Annotated in this window: 14 protein-coding genes; 12 read left to right on the top strand and 2 right to left on the bottom strand. The window is 38.4% G+C overall.

Features of this window, described 5'->3' with window-relative positions; translation table 11 throughout:
* Nucleotides 1-102: 102 nt before the first annotated feature.
* Entirely contained in the window at nucleotides 103-393 is a 291-nt protein-coding gene (locus tag ABZB17_RS09025) for a hypothetical protein (protein ID WP_372649563.1), read from the top strand.
* Nucleotides 394-657: 264 nt separating this feature from the next.
* On the opposite strand, the gene ABZB17_RS09020 is transcribed toward ABZB17_RS09025, so the two are convergent.
* Nucleotides 658-1,911, bottom strand: a complete 1,254-nt coding sequence (locus tag ABZB17_RS09020; RefSeq protein ID WP_372649561.1) for a hypothetical protein — start codon at nucleotides 1,909-1,911, stop codon at nucleotides 658-660.
* Nucleotides 1,912-1,934: 23 nt separating this feature from the next.
* Complete coding sequence (locus tag ABZB17_RS09015) at nucleotides 1,935-3,257, bottom strand: DUF4270 family protein (protein ID WP_372649559.1); 1,323 nt, start codon at nucleotides 3,255-3,257, stop codon at nucleotides 1,935-1,937.
* Between the two features lie 281 nt (nucleotides 3,258-3,538).
* Between ABZB17_RS09015 and ABZB17_RS09010 the strand changes: the two genes are divergently transcribed.
* From ABZB17_RS09010 to ABZB17_RS08960, 11 genes are all read left to right on the top strand, one after another.
* Nucleotides 3,539-4,555: a Kelch repeat-containing protein gene (locus ABZB17_RS09010; protein ID WP_372649557.1), complete on the top strand. Its 1,017-nt coding sequence runs from the start codon at nucleotides 3,539-3,541 to the stop codon at nucleotides 4,553-4,555.
* A gap of 636 nt (nucleotides 4,556-5,191) precedes the next feature.
* Nucleotides 5,192-5,908 carry a FadR/GntR family transcriptional regulator gene (locus ABZB17_RS09005; RefSeq protein WP_319481401.1) on the top strand — a complete coding sequence of 239 codons (717 nt, stop codon included), beginning with the start codon at nucleotides 5,192-5,194 and terminating at the stop codon, nucleotides 5,906-5,908.
* A gap of 261 nt (nucleotides 5,909-6,169) precedes the next feature.
* Nucleotides 6,170-9,208 carry a SusC/RagA family TonB-linked outer membrane protein gene (locus ABZB17_RS09000; protein WP_372649555.1) on the top strand — a complete coding sequence of 1,013 codons (3,039 nt, stop codon included), beginning with the start codon at nucleotides 6,170-6,172 and terminating at the stop codon, nucleotides 9,206-9,208.
* 20 nt (nucleotides 9,209-9,228) lie between these two features.
* Entirely contained in the window at nucleotides 9,229-10,653 is a 1,425-nt protein-coding gene (locus ABZB17_RS08995) for a RagB/SusD family nutrient uptake outer membrane protein (protein ID WP_319501825.1), read from the top strand.
* 29 nt (nucleotides 10,654-10,682) lie between these two features.
* Complete coding sequence (locus ABZB17_RS08990; RefSeq protein WP_372649553.1) at nucleotides 10,683-11,564, top strand: PKD domain-containing protein; 882 nt, start codon at nucleotides 10,683-10,685, stop codon at nucleotides 11,562-11,564.
* A gap of 6 nt (nucleotides 11,565-11,570) precedes the next feature.
* Nucleotides 11,571-12,461, top strand: coding sequence for a polysaccharide lyase family 7 protein (locus tag ABZB17_RS08985; protein WP_372649551.1), 891 nt, complete (start codon nucleotides 11,571-11,573; stop codon nucleotides 12,459-12,461).
* 144 nt (nucleotides 12,462-12,605) lie between these two features.
* On the top strand, nucleotides 12,606-13,541 hold the full coding sequence (locus ABZB17_RS08980) for a sugar phosphate isomerase/epimerase family protein (RefSeq protein ID WP_372649549.1): 936 nt from the start codon (nucleotides 12,606-12,608) through the stop codon (nucleotides 13,539-13,541).
* A gap of 15 nt (nucleotides 13,542-13,556) precedes the next feature.
* Entirely contained in the window at nucleotides 13,557-15,800 is a 2,244-nt protein-coding gene (locus ABZB17_RS08975; protein ID WP_372649547.1) for a heparinase II/III family protein, read from the top strand.
* On the top strand, nucleotides 15,800-17,074 hold the full coding sequence (locus ABZB17_RS08970; protein ID WP_372649545.1) for an Nramp family divalent metal transporter: 1,275 nt from the start codon (nucleotides 15,800-15,802) through the stop codon (nucleotides 17,072-17,074). Before ABZB17_RS08975 ends, ABZB17_RS08970 begins: the two co-directional genes overlap by 1 nt.
* A gap of 3 nt (nucleotides 17,075-17,077) precedes the next feature.
* Nucleotides 17,078-18,760 (top strand): polysaccharide lyase 6 family protein, encoded by a 1,683-nt coding sequence (locus ABZB17_RS08965; protein WP_372649543.1) that lies wholly within the window; start codon nucleotides 17,078-17,080, stop codon nucleotides 18,758-18,760.
* Nucleotides 18,761-18,874: 114 nt separating this feature from the next.
* Nucleotides 18,875-19,468, top strand: a 594-nt coding sequence (locus ABZB17_RS08960) for an alginate lyase family protein (protein ID WP_372649541.1), incomplete at its 3' end; no start/stop codon positions are given.

Genomic DNA, 19,468 nt, shown 5'->3' with positions numbered 1-19,468 from the left:
GATAGGATACTTCCGAAGGTATAATATTTTCAATGGTATCGATTACGCAATCGTAAAGAAATTCTGCTTGAGGAGTTATATCGAAATAACGGTAAAAGTCAATTGTATCATTTAATACCTCTATATTATGGTCTGCAGTTTGATCGTTTTCTGAAAACAGCGAATGAGACATACGAGTATAGCAGTAAGGATGCGAAGAAACTGGAATTTGTTCAGGAGCTGGAATATCACGATGCCAATCATAAAACCATTTTGGTTAAAACTGATTACAAAACCATTTTAATAAAGGTGAATACTATTTTGTATCTCGAGGGGTTAAAAGACTACATTAAAATCTATACCAAAGAAAACAACCAACCGGTAATCATACTCAATTCATTAAAAAGACTATAACAAAACCTTGCTGCTGAGAAATTCTCAAGAGTGCATAAATCAGACATTGTTGGGCTCGACCATATCAACGCAATTAACAAAACCCAGGTAATGATAAATGATAAATTTATAGCGTAGGGAAAGTTATCGCTCTGATTTTAGTCAGAAGATGGTAGAACTTCGTATCTCATTTTTTACGTTTTAGAATCTCCTTAATAGTTCTTTTTACCGATTGTTTTTTCCCCTACTTGTTTTTAGCAATAAAAAATAGTTTTTAATATATCATTAATCGATAACACGTTTTAGAAATGCTCTTTCGTTTAAGCTGAATCCAATATTGAAACGCAGGAATTTTTCTTTGGTCAGGTGTCCGGTACTGGCTCCGTAGCTTCCATGCGAAATTGAAATATCCATGTTTGAGATAGCTCCGTAAAGAGGAATTCCTGCACCCATGGTAAACTCATTGCTTCCCAGGGTGGTATTACCAAATTTCAGGTACGATGATTCGTGGCTATATCCCATCCGGTAAGTCCAGTTTTTAAATCCTGGGTTGATTGCACGGCGTTCCCACGGATTGGTTTCAATTCCCAGGGAGAACCGGTGCGAATCACTAAACTCTTCGGCTTGTATTGGGTATTCAACATTGCTCCACTGTTGAAAAGTGTAGTCAAAAGCCAGTTTTAAACGGTCGCGTGTTAAGCCAATTCCTGCGCCAAAAATCTGCGGAATAACAAGGTATTCTGTATTGTATTGTTGTCCCTGAATAATCGAGTAGTCGCTGTCGTAGGCAGTAACAAGGTGCTTGGAGCTTAAACTTTGCTCGGGGGCGTAAGTCAGACCCAGCGAGTAGTTGGTATTGGCTGTATTAAATTGATATTGCAGTCCAAAATCGAAGTAAAAGCTTCGGAGAAAGTCTTTTCGTTCAATCATCATCTCCGGAACAAGCGTCGAGCCCGTTATATATTCTTCTTGAGCGAGCTGCCCAAACAGGTAAGAAGTATTTATTCCGAGCGATAACTTTTTTAGCAGTTTAATGGCATTGGCAAAGTAAAAGCGAGTAATTCCGCCGCTACCAACATAATTGGACGTGTATTGCTCGTTGGTGCCTTCAATGTAGTTTAAACGGTTAATCGAGTATCCAACGGTGCTAAAAGGCATCATGCCAAATGAACCGGCCATCCAGCGTGTGTATTTAAAACCCAGCGCAAAATAAGCGAGGTTGGCCTCAAAACCCGAAAGTGATTGGTTGGAATTGCTGATGTTGTAGGCTTTTCCCTGAAGACCGAATTCGAAGATCAGCTTTAGGCTGTCCATCCCGGCATAAGAAGCAGGATTGAGTGAGTTCAGGTTATTTTCTGATTCGAGGGCGAGTCCTGTTCCCCCCATGCCTAAGTTGGGTCCAAAGCCTCCGCTGCGAATTTCTCCAGGCCCAAAAATAGAGTAGGGCGACACCGTATTCTGTGTGTTTCCGAGAAATGGTAAGATCAATAGGAGTATAGAAATAATGCTGATGTAAGCAATCGAAATTAATCTGTTCATTTTATTCAATTTAAGCCTGTTGGCTATTCGTAAAAAACGTAGTACAGGTTTAAGGTAGGACGGTAATTGGAAAGTGATCGGGCATCAAATACGAGGTTGTCAAGCGTGCCGCCATATTCGGTTTCTGGCAACATTACCAGTAATCCGTCTTCCGGGTCAACGTAACCATCGCTCAATTCGGTGTAAATAAAATCGGTGATATCGAAGATGTACTGTGTATATTCGTCGTAAAATTCGTCGTAATAAAAGGTGGCCGGAATTGAATAGTCATCCTGGTCGGTCAGCTCCTCAACAACATTGTTTTTTTTGTCGGAAGTATAGAGGATGAGTTCTTCAGGCAATTCTCCTTTACTTTTGTAAGTTCCCGATAGCGGTTTAAGCACCAATTCTGCTTTGTAGAGTATGTTTTTGTATTGTACCTCCAGAATTTTACTGATACCCGGAAAATCAATTCGCGTGGTATAACCCAAACTTGACAGCAGGTATGAGCGTTTGTTTAACAGGTTTGAAGAAATTTCTTCGGTTTGAGTTGTGGCTTGCTCCAGGGCCATGCCACCAACATCGTTGCTAACATTGTTGAAATGATTGTGCGATGTGCTTTGATGCACAAATGTGTACGACTTGTTAACTTTGGTTTCTTTGATAATGTGCGTGTAAACCCTTATTTGAAAAGATGAATCAACATCAAAACTTAATATCGAGTTATTCTCATCTCCCGGAACCAGTGCCACTCCCTGAAAATAGTCAAGGAATTCGCTTGTCGATTCAAACTCATCATCATCGCGAAGGTAGGACAGGAACTCCAGGCCCAGTTCGTCGTTCAAACGAATGGCAAGCGTATCGTGAAAGTTGGGTTTAGGAACAATTGTTTTCGATCCTAAAGGAATTTCGTCGTAGTTTAAAGTGGTGGTGTTATAAAGATAGGGGTCGGCATCGTAATCGTCGCTTGGTTCTATATCTTCTCTTACACGATGTACTTTAAATGTCTGAGGTAAAAGCGTGTCGCCATAAGCCATTCCGCTGTAGTTCGTACAAATTACTATCGAGTCAAAAATCTCATCGTCGTCGATATCGGCCAATGGCATACCAATTTGAGCATAGGTAGTGGCACTTATTTTTCCTAAATCGGCATCGGTGTAACTGCCACACAATAAATAGCTGCTCTCGGAAGTAGGGATTGAATCGATTTTTACGGTTGATAAAAGGACTTGTATAGTATCAATAAGTGCAACATTTGTTTGGTTGTTAATGTAGTTGTCGCCAAGTGAGACCATTAGTGATTCATCATCGTGGCACGACAATAAAAATAACCAGCCAACAAGGACAATAATTGCTTTTTTCTTCATTGTATATTTTCTGTTTTCGGCTTCAAATGAAGAAAAGAATAGCCGTACAGGAAAAGAATATATACCAATCGGCTATTCTTGCAGACGATTCGGTGAATTGCACTCCTTTTTGTACTTTTTATTCATAATACTCGGGTGATTTATGAATTGTTTGGCGTTTAACGATAAAAACCATCGATTGGTCTTGACTTTTTCCACTTTAGTCCAAGTTCCTTTTTAATCGCAGCAAACACGCTTAGGTTTGCCTATGCGAATTGAACAATAAAAATAATTTTTTAGATATGATGAAGACAGGGAAAAACATTCTTTTATACTTTTTATTTTTTGCATTGGTAACGCTGGTTTCTTGTACCGTCGATGATGAAGATGAGATTACCGATGGTGACTGGTGGGAAATGTCGGATTTTGATGGTGTGCCACGCAGCGATGCTGTTTGTTTCAAAATTAATGATATGGCATACATAGGTTTGGGATATGATGGCGACGACCGTTTGAACGATTTTTGGAAGTACGATCCGGATAATAATTTCTGGACAAAGGTTGCATCATTTCCGGGAGCAGCCAGAAATGGTGCTGTAGCATTTAGTATGGATGGAAAAGGTTACGTTGGTACCGGATACGACGGAGAGGATGAGTTGAAGGATTTTTGGGAATATGATCCTTCTACGGATACATGGACTCAGAAAGCAGATTTTATGGGTAGTGCACGCTATGGAGCTGTTGGTTTTGCAGTAAGTGGAAAAGGTTATATCGGCAGTGGTTACGACGGGAATTACCTAAAAGACTTTTATGCTTATTCGCCTGAGTCTGATACCTGGGAACAAATTATCAGTATTGGCGGATCGAAAAGAAGGGATGCTGCTTGTTTTGTAATTGGCAGTAAAGCCTATGTAATGTCGGGGCTGGATAATGGTGTATACGAAGACGACCTTTGGGAATACGATCCGTCAACAGGGTACTGGACTGAAAAACGTGCCATATCAGACGATGATGACGATCTTAGCTACGACGATGATTATCTTTCAATTGCACGTATAAATGGTGTTGGCTTTACACTAAATGGATTAGGATACCTTGCAACCGGTAGTATAGGATCGATGATTAGCAATATTTGGGAATACGATCCGCAGTTAGATTTGTGGACAGAAAAAACATCTTTTGAAGGTACTTCACGTACAGAAGCTGTTGGTTTTGCAGTTGGTTCGAGAGGCTACATTGCCACTGGCAGAAGTTCAACGTATTACTTTGATGATATTTGGACATTCGATCCTGTAATAGAATATGATGAGGATAATTAATAATGTCTGAAAAGGACAGTTAGTTATATTTCTTGTGAACGAAAAGCGCTTAGTAATAAGCGCTTTTTTTGTATAAGAAAGATTTTCGGAGGTTGAAAATGCTTGTGTTAAATACAAAAACCTCACATTAATTTACTTAATAGGACCAGTTTCAATTCGTTTAATTTAAGTTATTCAGAAATAATAAAACGATGTTTCTGAATTTTCCCCCTACTGTCTGATAGCCGTTCTGTTGCACTTGAATGATCTGTTTTGCTTAACATATAGTGTTGGTTTTGCTTATCATATTTCCGTATGTGTTATAAAACATATTTTGTAAGCAGTTGATATACAGCATATAGTAAACTGGTTTTGACAAAACCAATTTTCATAGTGATAATATTTTGGAATGCTCGTATAATTGGTCAACCAATTTTTGGTAACTGGTCAACCAGATTGAATGTGGTCGAATCTAAAAATATTAACTATGAACTGTTTTAGCTACAAAAACTTATTTCACCAAGAGCGATCTGCTCCCATTCTTATTATATCTGTTGATTTGACACACAGTGATTATTTAGTCTACACTAAAGTTGAGAATAATTCTTTAGGTAGTGATTTTTCAAATTCTGTAAATCCAATTTAAATCAATACATCATGGATGTTTTAGAAAACTTTAAAGCCATAGAAGTAGAAAGTCCGGTAGATAAAATTATAAAACAGATACGTAACTCAATCGTATCGGGCCAAATGAAACCAGGGGATAAATTACCCTCTGAGAGAAAGCTATCGGAGTCGTTCGGAATTGGTCGTACTTATGTACGCGATGCTATAAAGAAATTGGAGTTTTATGGTATTCTCAAAACATTACCGCAAAGTGGAACAATCGTTTCCGGTGCTGATATTTCAGCAATGGAAGGATTGATTTCGAATGTGATAAAACTAAATGAAAATGATTTTTTCCATTTGGTTGAAACACGGGTAGTGATGGAAACATACGCATGTGGCCAGGCTGCGATTCGTCGTTCAAACCGCGATATTGCTGACCTGGAAGAAAAACTTGATGAATATAAGCAGCGTGTTGATGCAAATTTACCAGGGATTAAGGAGGACTTTAACTTTCATATACAAATTACCGAAGCCAGCCAGAATATGGTAATAAAATCTTTAATGCTGATTCTGATACCCGACATCCTTGAAATTTACAGAAAGCTAAATGTATGCGGAGAAGGACGGTTTTACAAGTCGTTTGATGAGCATAAAGTTATACTCGATTGCATCATTAAACAAGATTCTAAAGCCGCAGAAGAGGCAATGCGAGTACATTTAAAAGATGTTGTAAACTTCAGTTTGTCTTATAAGGGAAACGAATAAAAAATTAATATTTCAAATTAATCATTAAAACAAATAGTAATCAAACAAAAACTTAAAAAATCTATGTATTGAAATGGGAATAGTATTAGATAAAAAGGATTGACTTAAGAAGCCAATCCTTTTAGAGAACCACGGTAAAATCTTTCAAAATGATATATGAACTTGCAGGTAACAAATATCAAAATATAAGATTAAACCGCGCTCTGCAAAGATATATTATTGAATTAAACAAAATCTTGAAATTTTTAAAAATCAAATTAGATGAAAAAATTCTTAAGCCTTGCAATAATTTTACTGGCTTTTGCGGTTGGAGCTTCTGCGCAGGCCCAGCTCGCTGGAAATGTTATTGATGCAGAAAATAACGAAGCCTTAATTGGGGCAACAATTATTGAAAAGGGGACAACGAACGGTACGATTACGGATGTTGATGGTAATTTCTCCTTAACAACCCAAAACGAATCAGGAATAATTGAAATATCATTTATTGGATATTTAACCCAGGAGATTGAGTTCTCAGGGAATGCTAACTTAAATGTAAGTTTGAAAGCCGACGTTACCGGCCTTGATGAGGTTGTGGTAGTTGGATATGGCGTTCAGAAGAAATCGCACCTTACCGGAGCTATCTCGAAACTTGAAAATGAAAATATGGAGCAAGTTGCGGTGGCACGTGTTGATGACGCTTTGATCGGTAAAATATCGGGTGTTAATATTCAAGCTACCGATGGTGGAGCTGGTACAGCTCCTACAATCCGCATTAGAGGAACCGGCTCTATTAGTGGTAGTTCAGACCCATTAATTGTGGTTGATGGTATTGTGGTTGATTCGGATTACCTGGGTAACCTTGATATGAATGATGTGGCTTCGTTTGAAGTATTGAAAGATGCTGCCTCGGCTGCAATTTATGGTTCAAGGGGAGCAAATGGTGTAATCATGATTACATCGAAACAAGGTAAAGAAGGAAAAACAAAATTTAACTTCAATTCTTATTACGGCTTTAAAGAAGCGCACCAAAGCGATGCTTATTACTTTTCTGTTGCCGAAACTGCTGCTGCTGAATTAGCTGCTACAGGCGAACTTTCAGCAAGAACTCAATACAAGCAAATGATTGGTGTTGACAGAGACTGGCAAGATGTTATTTTTGATGGTGGTACCATTCAAAACTACTCGTTTAGTGCAAGAGGTGGAAGTGAGAATACAAAATTTAGTACCTCGATAAATTATTTAAATGATGAAGGTGTTCTTTTAACAGATGGTTATGAAAAGTTTGGTTTAAAGTTGAAACTAGATACTAAGGTTAATAAGTTTAAGATGGGTGTAAACTTATCACCTTCTTATTCAAACCGAAGAAGATTTGATGGTTCAACACATGATATCTTACGTCAACCACCATGGTTACCTGTATATCACGACGAAAATACTATTCAATTTGTGGATAGAAACACATATCCTGACGTACAGGTAGGCGATTACGCAAATCAGCGTCATTTCGACAATTATATGTTGAATGGTTCGGAAGTAGATATTAGCAATACTTCGAATGTAAACCCTGCTGCTAAGGTTTTGGAGAGGGACTATACCTACAAAAAATTTAAAATGTACGGTGTTGCTTATGTGCAGTATGATATTACAAAGGACTTAAACTTTAAGTCTTCTTTTGGTGGTGATTTCCAAAATACAGATGTTAGAAGATGGCAGGGACCTTTGGGCCATAGAAATGGTGCAGATAATACACAGCTATACGAATCAACCCAGAACCGGATTCACCTTGTAAATGACAATTTCTTTAGTTACGATAAAAGAATGGGCGACCACGATATTAGCGCTATTTTGGGTATGTCGGTTGAATCATGGGATACTGAATTCGCGAGCATTAATGCAACCGGTTATACATTCGATTACATCCAGAATATTAGTGCAGCAGGTACAATTAGTGCAGCTGAATCGGGTAAGTACCAGGAACGTTTATTATCGTTTACAAGTAGGGTCAACTATGCTTATAAAGACAAATATTTGGCTTCAGCAAGTTTCCGTCGCGACGGTAGTTCGCGTTTCGGAGCAGATACTAAATACGGTAACTTCACCGCTTTTTCAGTAGGTTGGAGGCTTTCAGAAGAAGATTTCTTAAAAGATAGTGAAGCTATAAATAGCTTAAAGCTTCGATTTAGTTATGGTGTAACTGGTAATAATGCAATTGATGCCGGAACGGTTTACGAAGAACATTATCCTTATTTAGCATTGTTGGAAACCTCAACGGCAGTTGTAAACGGTTCGCTGGTAACAGGTTTTAACGCTTTAAACATTGCAAATCCTGATTTAGGATGGGAAAAATCAGTAGAATTTAACCCGGGTCTTGATTTTATGTTGTGGGATGGTTTGCTTTCAGGTTCGGTTGAATATTACAATAGAACCAGTGATAACTTAATTCTGGAAAACCCTGTTTCAACAACTACCGGTTTCGATGCAGCATTAATTAACAGAGGAGAGGTAGAGAACAGCGGTATTGAACTTGAATTAAGATCTACCGTAAACATTACAAAAGACTTTAGCTGGAGTGGTGCAATAATGGCTTCTAAAAACGAAAACAAGTTAAACGATTTTGCTGAGTCTAACGGTCAAATTCAAAGTGTTGACTCGAAAAGGGCAGCTGAATGGATCAACCTGGAAGGTCTGCCAATTTCATCATTTTATGGCTGGGTAGTTGATAGAGATATACCGTTGGAATATTTAAATAATCCTTACCATCCAGTTGGAGGAGAAGCCCAGGACGTTTATGTAAAGGATTTAAATGGTGATGGTATTATTGATGATGAAGATAAAGCGGTTCTGGGTAATCCATATCCGGAATTGATTTGGAGTTTCTCGAATGATTTCAAATTTAAAAACTTCGATTTTAGTTTTATGTTTCAGGGCTCGCATGGAGCCGAGGTGAGAAACATGGGAGACCAGTATATCTTCAACCATTTTAATAGTAGTCAGGATTTTAATCCGGCAATAACTCCAGACCAGGAGTTTATTAAGGAGAAGATATTTACAGACGATATAGTTCAGGATGCTTCTTACATTTCATTACGAAATGTAAATTTTGGCTACACTTTTGGGAAAAACTTGTTAGAAAGAACTTTCATTGAAAAAGCACGAATATATGTGTCAGCACAAAACTTACTCTATTTTACAGCCGATGATTACACAGGTTTCAACCCTGAGTCTATAGATGATACCTCTCCAACAACCTATGGTTACCAGAGAGCAGGTTCTCCGATTGCTAAAACAATAAGTTTTGGTGTAAACATTGATTTTTAATCTGATAAATTATGGGAAACATGATTAAATATATAAGCAAAATAGCGGTGCTTCTAATTATAATAGTATTCACTGCGTGTGAGGACACATTTTTGAGTCCAGATCCTTCGGGTGTTATAACTTCTTCTAACTTCTTTTCAAATGACACTGAATTAGAAGCAGCCATTCTAAATATGTATGATGGAATTCAGGGAGTTAATTCTACAAGTACATCCGATAATCACGGTATCATGTACGAGTTCTATATTACTGAAATGAGAACTGACAATACCGAGACAAAGAGTAGCGAAGGTGAAGATGCTCAGTTTGAAAGTTTTACTGTACAAGCAACAAATGGTCGGGTTTCAGACTATTATGATAGTTACTACAACATCATTTACAGAGCAAATTTGGTTTTAGAAAACTTAGGTGTAGCATCAGAAGATGCTGTTGGTGCTTTTGAAGGCGAAGCGAAGTTTGTAAGGGCCTATGCTTACTTTAATTTAGTACGCTTATTTGGTGACGTTCCTTTAGTCGACAAAGTAATTAGTCCATCTGATGCAGAAACAGCCTATACAAGAGTATCTACTTCCACTATTTACGATTTAATTGAATCTGATTTACAAACTGCAGTTGCTAATCTTGACAATACTTATAAGGGTAGAGCTTCGAAAGCTGCAGCTCAGGCATTGCTGGCTAAAGTGTATTTAACTCAAGGTGAAAATTACGATTTAGCGCAAAGCTTGTGTGAGGACGTAATAGCTAGCGGTTTTTCGTTGCAGCCTAATTTTAAAGATGTATTTTATAACGAGTTAAATGACGAAATCATTTTTGCGGTTGAGTACCTTGGAGACCTTACTGATGACAGCCAAAACTTCTCGGCTGAATGGTTAAATGCGGTTGGTAGAACCAGTGGTGTTAACTATGTTACTGCCAATGCACGTCAGGCTTTAGACGCAATGGGTGGTGATAGAACAATGTATTCCTATCGTCAGGATGTTAAGCAATATGAAAAATACCAGGTTGTTAAGTATCTTCCGAATGGAGATAGCAATTTAGGAATTGATCCGACCTCAAGCGATCCTCAAAAAGCAGGAAACGACTGGATAATTTTACGTTATGCCGATGTGTTGTTAATGCATGTTGAAGCGATAATGGCCGGAAGCTCAGAAACTTCAAGTTCCTCGGCTATCAATTCTTTTATGCAGGTTCGTAACAGGGCTGGAATTACTGATCCAGTATCCAAAATTACCAAGGAAGATTTATTAAATGAACGTAGGGTAGAGTTGGCTTTTGAAAATCACAGATTCTTTGATTTAGTACGCTTCGGAATGGCAGAAGAAGTGTTGTCGGCTTTCTCGAATGAAACAGGTGGAAGTTTCTCGGCAACTGATTTATTGCTACCAATACCTCAGCGAGAGATTAACTTAAGTAAAGGATTGCTTACGCAAAATCCTGGTTACTAAGATTTGTTTAACAATTAACTTGATTTAAAATGAAGAATAACATTATAAATACAAAACTAAATCGAAGCTCTGTTTGGAAATTGATGATCTTGGTATTAGCAGTTTCTTTTACAGCTTGTGATTTTGCATACGATTTGCCAGAAGCAAATTCAAAACCGGATGAAACACCACCAAGTGCATACTTTACATATGCGCAGGGGCAAGGTACTGCTGAAGAATGGAAAGATTATACTTTCTCGAATTTATCAAACAGTGCTACCGACTACTTATGGGATTTTGGAGATGGTAATACCTCAATCGATAAAGATGGTAAGAATACCTATCCGGGCGAAGGAACCTATACGGTAACTTTAAAGGCTTCTGATAAGCTTGGTGTAGAAAGTACATATTCCGAAACTATTGAGGTTGTTAAACCGGAAGAACCGGAAGCTATTATCCCGGTAATTTTAGAGCCTAGTTTCGAAGATTTGACTTTGCCTGATGGAACAGGAGACGGTAGAGACTCATGGAGAAACGACTTTGGTGGGGTAATTCAAATTACCAGTAGCCCTGTTTACGATGGATCTCAGGCCGCTAAATTCCCTTCAGCAGGTGATAGAGTTGCTTACCAGGATGGAATAGAAGTGTCACCAAATACCGATTATATCCTTACCTACTATTATACCATGAAAGACGGTGCAGGTAATTTAACCGTAAGGGTATTGGGTGGAACAATAAGTGATTTATCTGAAGTTGCCGGTGCCACATTAGGTGAACACGTTGGTACCGATACAACTGATCCGGATACCTATGTGCAAGTTTCAATTCCATTTAATACAGGAACAAACGGAAGCATTGCTATACTTATCACCAATGAAGGTGTTGAGTGTCGTGCCGATATGTTTGAAATTGTGGTAGCTGAGCAAAACTAATAGGAAATGCTTAAGTCAATCGTAAATATAATCTTTCTAACTCTTAGCTTTTGTGTAGCAATGATTAGTGTTAGTTGTCAGGACTCATCCGACGATGTTCTTGATATTGTAACACCTGAAGAGGAGATAGATTATAAATTACCTGATATTGATTTAAGCAATTGGAAAGTAACACTTCCGGTTGGAAATCCAACGGAAGTGTTACCTCCTGAAATATTGGATTATGCGACGAATGAAACGCTAAAGCCTTTTATGTTCAACGATTCCATCGAAGGAGCCCTGGTGTTTTATACCTATCCCGGAGCTTCTACTGCAAATTCTTCTTACTCAAGAACTGAACTGAGGGAGTTAATGAATCCTCAGGATTATGGGAAAATGAATTGGACATTTGCGCAAGGTGGATATATGAAAGGAACTTTGGCTATGTCTGATATTTCTAAAGATGGTGAGGGGGATTATCATCGGGCTATCATCATGCAGATTCATGGCAGGTTAACCGATGAGCAAAGAGATTTGATTGGAGCAAAAGATAACAACGCCCCTCCCATATTAAAGATATATTGGGCTAACGGAACTGTCAGAGTAAAAACAAAAGTACTTAAGAATTTAAATGCTTCTTATGAAGAGATGCTTGAAACTGATACCTGGGGAGATGATGCTGGGTATACTTTTTCAGAAGCTGTTGGCTTTGGAAAATTCACATTAGAAGTGAAAGTATCGGATGGAAGAATGGAGGTCATTTTAAATGGAAAAGAATCAGTAATTTATGATAACATCCATATTGAAAAGTGGGGCGTTTTCGAAAATTATTTTAAGGCAGGGAACTATCTGGTGACACATGATGAAAATGCCTTTTCTAAAGTCAAATACTATGAATTAGAAGTGAATCATGAATAATTCAGATACCGTTCTTAGGTTGAATGTATATGATGGATTAGATCATAATCCTGGTTATTAGTTGAGTTTTAGTTTAGTTAGAATCTTTAAGGGGATGGTATTTCCCATCCCCTTTATCTCTCTCATTGTAATAAAATTTTGCATATGAACTCACGAAGGTCGTTTATAAAAATAACATCACTTGCTTCCATGGTTACTCTAATTGGTCTTAATCCTGTACTCGGGATGAGTAGTTTTGGATCCAATAGCAAAAGGAAGGTTTACATTTTTTCGAAACACATACAATGGTTGAGCTTTGAGGAAATGGCATTAACAGCCAAAAAAGTTGGTTTTGATGGAATAGACTTAACTGTTCGACCTAAAGGGCATGTTTTACCGGAACGTGTAAAAGAAGATCTGCCAAAAGCAATCAATGCAATAAAAAAGGCTGGTTTGAATGCTGACCGAATGACTACCGCCATAACAGATCCGGAAGATGCTTTAACCATTGATATTCTGGAAACTGCTGCAAGGGAAGGAATTAAAAACTATAGACTCGGATGGTTCGATTATAATCCGACTCTTTCTATTGAGGAGAACATCACTGGATTCAATCTTAAATTAAAAGGATTAGCAGATCTTAATAAAAAACTGGGTTTGACTGCAGCTTATCAGAATCACGCTGGTGAAATGGCTGGAGGCCCTGTTTGGGATATGGGCTTGATGTTGGATGGGATTGATCCGAATTTGGTTGGAGTAAGATATGATATCAGGCATGCAACGGTTGAAGGAGGTACAGCATGGCCACTGGGAATGAAATTTCTTGCAGACAAAATCAATAGCTTCGATGTCAAAGATTTTATCTGGAAGAAAACTGAAGGAACCTGGCGACCTTTTAATGTGCCGGTTGGTGAAGGAATGGTCAATTTCGAACGCTATTTCCAAATCATCGATGAGTTAAGTATTAATGGTGATTTTACTCTTCATCTGGAATATCCAATTGGTGGTGCCGAGCATGGTGCTACAACACTTTCCTGTTCGCCAGATGAAGTAATAGTAGCCATGAAAAAGGATCTGAAAACTTTACGAAGTTTCTTTTAAAAGACTAAATCAAAAATGATTCAAAAATTTATATATAGTTTTTTGTTGCTTTTGCCGCTAACTGTGTTTGCACAAAATAATGGGATAGCCTATAATCATGTGCCTACAAACGCAGAAATTATTGAATTGTTGGATGTTGATAACTACCCCGAATTAGAAGCTATAAAAAACAATTACAAGCAAGGAAATACAGAACAAGCCATTGAAGAGCTTACAAGATATTTTAAGGAAAGATTCTCAGAACGCTATTTTTTCGATTGGAAAAACTTTGAAAATCGTTTCTTCGAATACAACCAAATGTATTCAAACCGCGAAGATTTTCATACAAAAGATGCGAAGAAACATTTGGAGTTATACCCTGCCAAAACACAATGGAAAATAGGTTTCGAAAACCTAAAAGGTGAAACGGTTACATCTTACCCGTATCGCCACTTAACACGTCAACACAAAGCGGTTAGCATTGCATTTTTGTACCACTACACCGGCGATAAAAAATACCTGGATTATATACCGGATCAGGCTGCTTCATTAAACGCAGCTTTCAACAACAATCAATTCGAAATTATTGAAGAAGGTAACGGTGCGTATGAAGCGTATCGAGCTGGGAATCGTGTATGGAACTGGCTATTGGTTCATCAAATTCTTCTTGCGTCTGATGATTATTCAACCAGTCAGCAATTGGAGATGATTCGTACTTTTTTACACACGGCTGCAAAATTGTATCATCATAATCCTGTATATACTGAAGGGAACCATCAAACCCGCGGCATGAGTGCACTTGCTATGTTGGCATTTCTTTTTCCCGAGATTGAAGGTTCTGAGTTATGGAAAGAAAGATCATTGAAACGATTGGAAGAACATTTAGAGAAAGAAATTTATGCTGATGGTTTTCAATTTGAACGTACAGTACATTACCATATCGACGATATTGAAAACTATTTTTATCCTTACCAGTTAGCCAAACTAAATAATATTGAATTAAAACCCATTTGGGAAACAAGAATAAAAGGGCTTTTTGATGTATTGCTGAAAATTGCGATGCCCAACAAAAAAGCCCCCGTTTTACAAGACGATACCGGTTCGCCCTGGGCAGAATACAATGAGATTGATAATACTATGGCTTTGGGAGCTGTTTTATTTGGGGAACCCGATTACGTTTATTTTGCTTCCTCAAAAGTCTCGGCAGAATATTACTGGTATCTAAAACCGGAACAGCAGGCCAGATTAAAATCAGTTCAAAAGAAAGAGCCACAACTGGGATCGTGTGAACTTCCGGAAACTGGCTATTTTATGATGCGGAACGGGTGGAGTGATAATGATGTTTATGCCATTGTCTCGGCGGGATTAACCCCTGAAAAGCCTGATCATCAGCATGCCGATATGCTTGGATTGCAGCTTTATGCCTTTGGAAATGTTTTGTTGCCAAACTACCAGGTAAGGTACTATTTACCCGATTTCCCGGAATTTAAAAATTCATGGGTAAAAAGCGTTGCCTTGCTCGATTCAATCCCTCAGGGGCGGGAATGGAAAGGAAACCAGGGCGGAAGCGGTTTTGGGAAGTTTCTAAATCTGCCCGAGCCAAATGTGTTGGCGTGGCAAAAAAATAAGGAATTCGATGTTTTTGTGGGAAGCCATAATGGATACGACAAAGAAGGTGTTAAAACTTACCGAACCGTAATTTTTGTAAAGGATGGTTTCTGGATTGTTCGCGATCGGTTTATCGCAAACGGTGGAGAACATGAATCACAACAGGTTTGGCAGGGACATTACGATGTGGAAAAGGAAGGCACGCATATTCGTTCGGTATTTTCGAACGGAGCAGGACTGGAAATCATTCAGATGGGCGGAACTGCCGACAAAATTTCTAAAGCATCGGCTCGCGGAAAAGGGAGAAGCGTTTTCCAAAAAAGCTTTCAAAACCAAACTTCGTGGACTACACTTTTATTTCCATTCGAGAATTTTGAAGAGCGTTTGATGATCGATGATTACAACGAATTCAAAGCAAATGAATGGAACATTGTCTCAGGGATAAACAGCCCGGTTAAAACCAACGCAAAACAGGTGATCTATAAAAAAGAAGACTTTATACTTCTGGAAGCAACGGAATTGACAGTTGATAATAAAGTAGTTGCTGTAAGCTCAAAAAGCGATTTATGGGTGACGCTCGAAGAAGATAAATTGGAAATAACCAATTGTGGAATAATAGAGGTTGAGATTAATAATACGTCGGTGAAACCAGGAAAAACAGTATCATTATAATGAGCGAAACAAAGGTAAATAGAACCATATTACAAAAGATAGCCGCGCTAATACTGTCTTTTGGACCGGGCATTTTTGCCATTGGGTATACCATTGGTACGGGTAGCGTAACATCGATGATCGTTGCCGGTAGCAGCTTTGGTATGCAATTGCTTTGGGTGTTGTTGTTTAGTTGTATTTTCTCTGGGGTATTAATTTATACTTACGGAAAATATACCCTGGTAACCGGCGAAACCGCATTGTTTGGTTTTAAAAATCATTTTAAAGCTGGCAAACTATTAGCCATTCTTATAATTATTGGAATCACTTTTGGCCAATGGAATTCGCTAACTGGAATTCTTGGGATCTCCGCTAACATGATTTATGAAATTGTTGCTTTGTATTATCCGTCAATTAGCAGTTCAGAATACCAGGTAGTTTTAGGAATTGCTATTGTTATAATGATAACCTTCTATGGTTTGCTGATGGTTGGAAAATACACCTTCTTCGAGAAAGTTTTAGTGATTTTTGTAACTATCATGGGAGTGTCGTTTATTGCCTCGTTACTTTTTGTGTTTCCGCAGCCAACAGAAATTATCGGGGGACTTATCCCGTCAATTCCCGATGTTGAAGGAGGCCAGATGTTAACAGCTGCTTTTGTGGGGACAACCATGGCAGCAGCCACTTTTCTTTCACGTCCGCTTTTTGTGCTGGGAAAAGGCTGGACAATTAAAGATTTAACAAAACAGAAGAACGATTCGATAACCGCAGCTATTTTGGTTTTTATTATCAGCGGATCTATTATGGCAGTGGCCAGTGGTGCACTTTACCACGAAGGGAAAGTAGTAACCAAGGTACTCGATATGGTAAATACGCTTGAACCTATTGCAGGGCGTTTCGCACTTACCATTTTTGTTTTCGGAACACTTAGTGCCGGACTTTCATCAATTTTCCCGTGTCTGATGATTGCTCCATTATTATTGGCCGATTATCAGGAAGGGAAATTAGACACCAATTCAAAACAGTTCAGAATTGTTACTGCCATTGCAGCGTTGGTTGCTTTGTGGGTCCCCATTGCCGGAGAAAATCCTATACAAGCTCAAATTCTAACACAGGTTTTTAACGTATTTGTATTGCCATTGGTAATTGTCGGAATAATTATTCTGGCTAACAATAAAAAACGAATGGGTACGCACAAAATAGGTGCTTTTGTTAATGCCGGCCTTGTATTGGCACTGATCTTTTCATTAATCATATCGTACAATGGCGCTGCCGCCGTTTTAAATTATTTCTAAGAAATGAAATTAGTAAGATACATACTTATAATATTAATAATGCTTCAGGTGGCAATACCTGCAAATGCCGAAGTTTATAGGGTAAGCACCAAAAATCAGTTTGATGATGCAGTAGCTTCTGTTTTGCCCGGCGATACCGTATTATTGGCTGCGCAGCAATGGGATGATGTAGAGTTGGAGTTTAAAGGCGAAGGAAGCGAAAATGCTCCGATTGTATTTGGTGCCGAAACGCTCGGTCAAACCATCTTTACCGGAAATAGCCGTATTGAGATTAGTGGAAATTGGTTGGAAGTTCGCGACTTCATTTTCCGTGATGGCGATATTACCGAAAGCGGTTCCATTATCGCTTTTCGTACCGCTTCTTCATCGCTTGCACACAATTGTCGTTTAACAAATGTTACTGTTGAAAATTATAATCCAGCTAACGGAAGTATCGATACAAAATATGTTTCGCTTTACGGAACCCATAACCGTGTTGACCATTGTAGCTTCTCCGGAAAAACAAGCTCAGGAGCAACTTTTGTTGTTTGGCTTGACGAAACGCCAGATTACCATTTAATCGATCATAACTATTTTGGTCCACGCCAGGATTTGGGTGAAAACGGTGGCGAAACCATTAGAATTGGAACCAGTGATTGGGAAAGATACAATTCGAATTGTGTGGTAGAATACAACCTTTTTGATGAATGTGATGGCGAGATTGAAATCATTTCGAATAAATCAGTTGGTAACCACTATCGTTACAACAGTTTCGATAATTGTGAAGGAACACTTACCCTCCGACATGGCTCGGATTGCTGGGTGTATGGCAACTACTTTTTTGGCAATGATGAAAAGAATTGTGGCGGCATACGCCTCATTGGCCCCGGACACAGGGTGTATAATAACTACCTTGAAAATTTGGAAGGAACTTCGTATCGTGCAGCCATTTGTTTAGCTAACGGTGTCCCCAATTCTCCGGCAAACCGTTATCGTCAGGTTGAAGATGCATGCGTAGGTTTTAACACCATTGTAAATTGTAAAGAACCATTTGCTATTGGAGCAGGTGTTGATGAAGAAAAATCCCTTGCACCAATAACTTCATTTATCGAAAACAACCTGATCGTTTCTAAAGAAGGGCGTGATTTGGTAAAAGTTTACAGTTCGGCAAGTGGAGTAAACTGGAAGGGAATTTATTCCGATGCGGAAGCTATTGGAATTTCAGATGACGGTTTTGTACAAACAGAACTTCCGATGGTTTTGGATGGGAAAATGTATAGACCAACTTCCGAAAATCCGGTGATTGGAGCTGCTGTTTCAGGTGTATTTGATACTATATCTGTTGACATTGACGGGCAATTACGATCCGAAACAAAAGACGCTGGTTGTGACCAACTTTCGGATGAGGAAAAAATAACTTTCCCGGTAACAAAATCAGATGTTGGTGCCAACTACGATATTCCAACTTTTTCTCAAATAATAAAAAAACCAAATTATAATATTTCTGTAACTAAAGGATCATTAAACGTAAACTTTAGAAACGAGGGTAAGCGTATCATATCGCTTTATTCGGTATCCGGAAAGTTGCTTTCTACTTCTCAGGTTTATGCTCAAACATTTAATCAAATGGTAAGTCAGTTTCCTCATTTTCTGATTGTAGAAATTCGTGAAGCTGGTAGTAAATACGCAGTAAAACTAATTCAATAAATAACGATGAAAAACATTCACATTTACATATCGCTTTTACTTTTTGTCGTTCTTTTTTCTTGTAAGAAAACGGAAACTATAAATGATGAAACTAAAGGTTTCCCAAGGCTCATTATGCAAAAAGCAGATGTTTCGGGTATCGTTGATGGTTTGCAAAAATATCCTCTATTACAATCATCATATGAGAATGCAAAAGAAATTGCAGATAAAGGAATAGAAGCTGGAATTGTAGTCCCTTTTCCAAAAGATCCTGGCGGTGGTTATTCACACGAAAAACACAAACGGAATTACATAGAAATGTATAATTCCGGACTTGTATATCAGCTATGTGGCGATGAAAAATATGCTGTGTTCGTGCGCGATATGCTGAATGAATATGCAGCCCTTTACCCAACGCTGGGTATTCATCCTATGAAGAAGAACCAGTCCCCCGGGAAATTGTTTTGGCAGGGATTAAACGAGTCGGTTTGGCTGGTGTATACTATTCAGGCTTATGATTGTATTCACGAATTTCTAACGGTGGAAGAAAGAGCCAACATTGAAAACAATCTTTTTAGAAACGTAGTTAAATTTTTTACTGAAGAAGATAAATATTCATTCGATCGAGTGCACAACCACGGAACCTGGGCAGTTGCCGGAGTAGGTATGACCGGAATGGTTTTGGGAGATTCCGTATTGGTACAAAAGGCATTGTACAGTACAAAACTG

It is taken from the genome of Draconibacterium sp., assembly GCF_041583095.1.
Taxonomy (GTDB): domain Bacteria; phylum Bacteroidota; class Bacteroidia; order Bacteroidales; family Prolixibacteraceae; genus Draconibacterium.
This window is presented reverse-complemented; position numbering and strand designations above follow the sequence as displayed.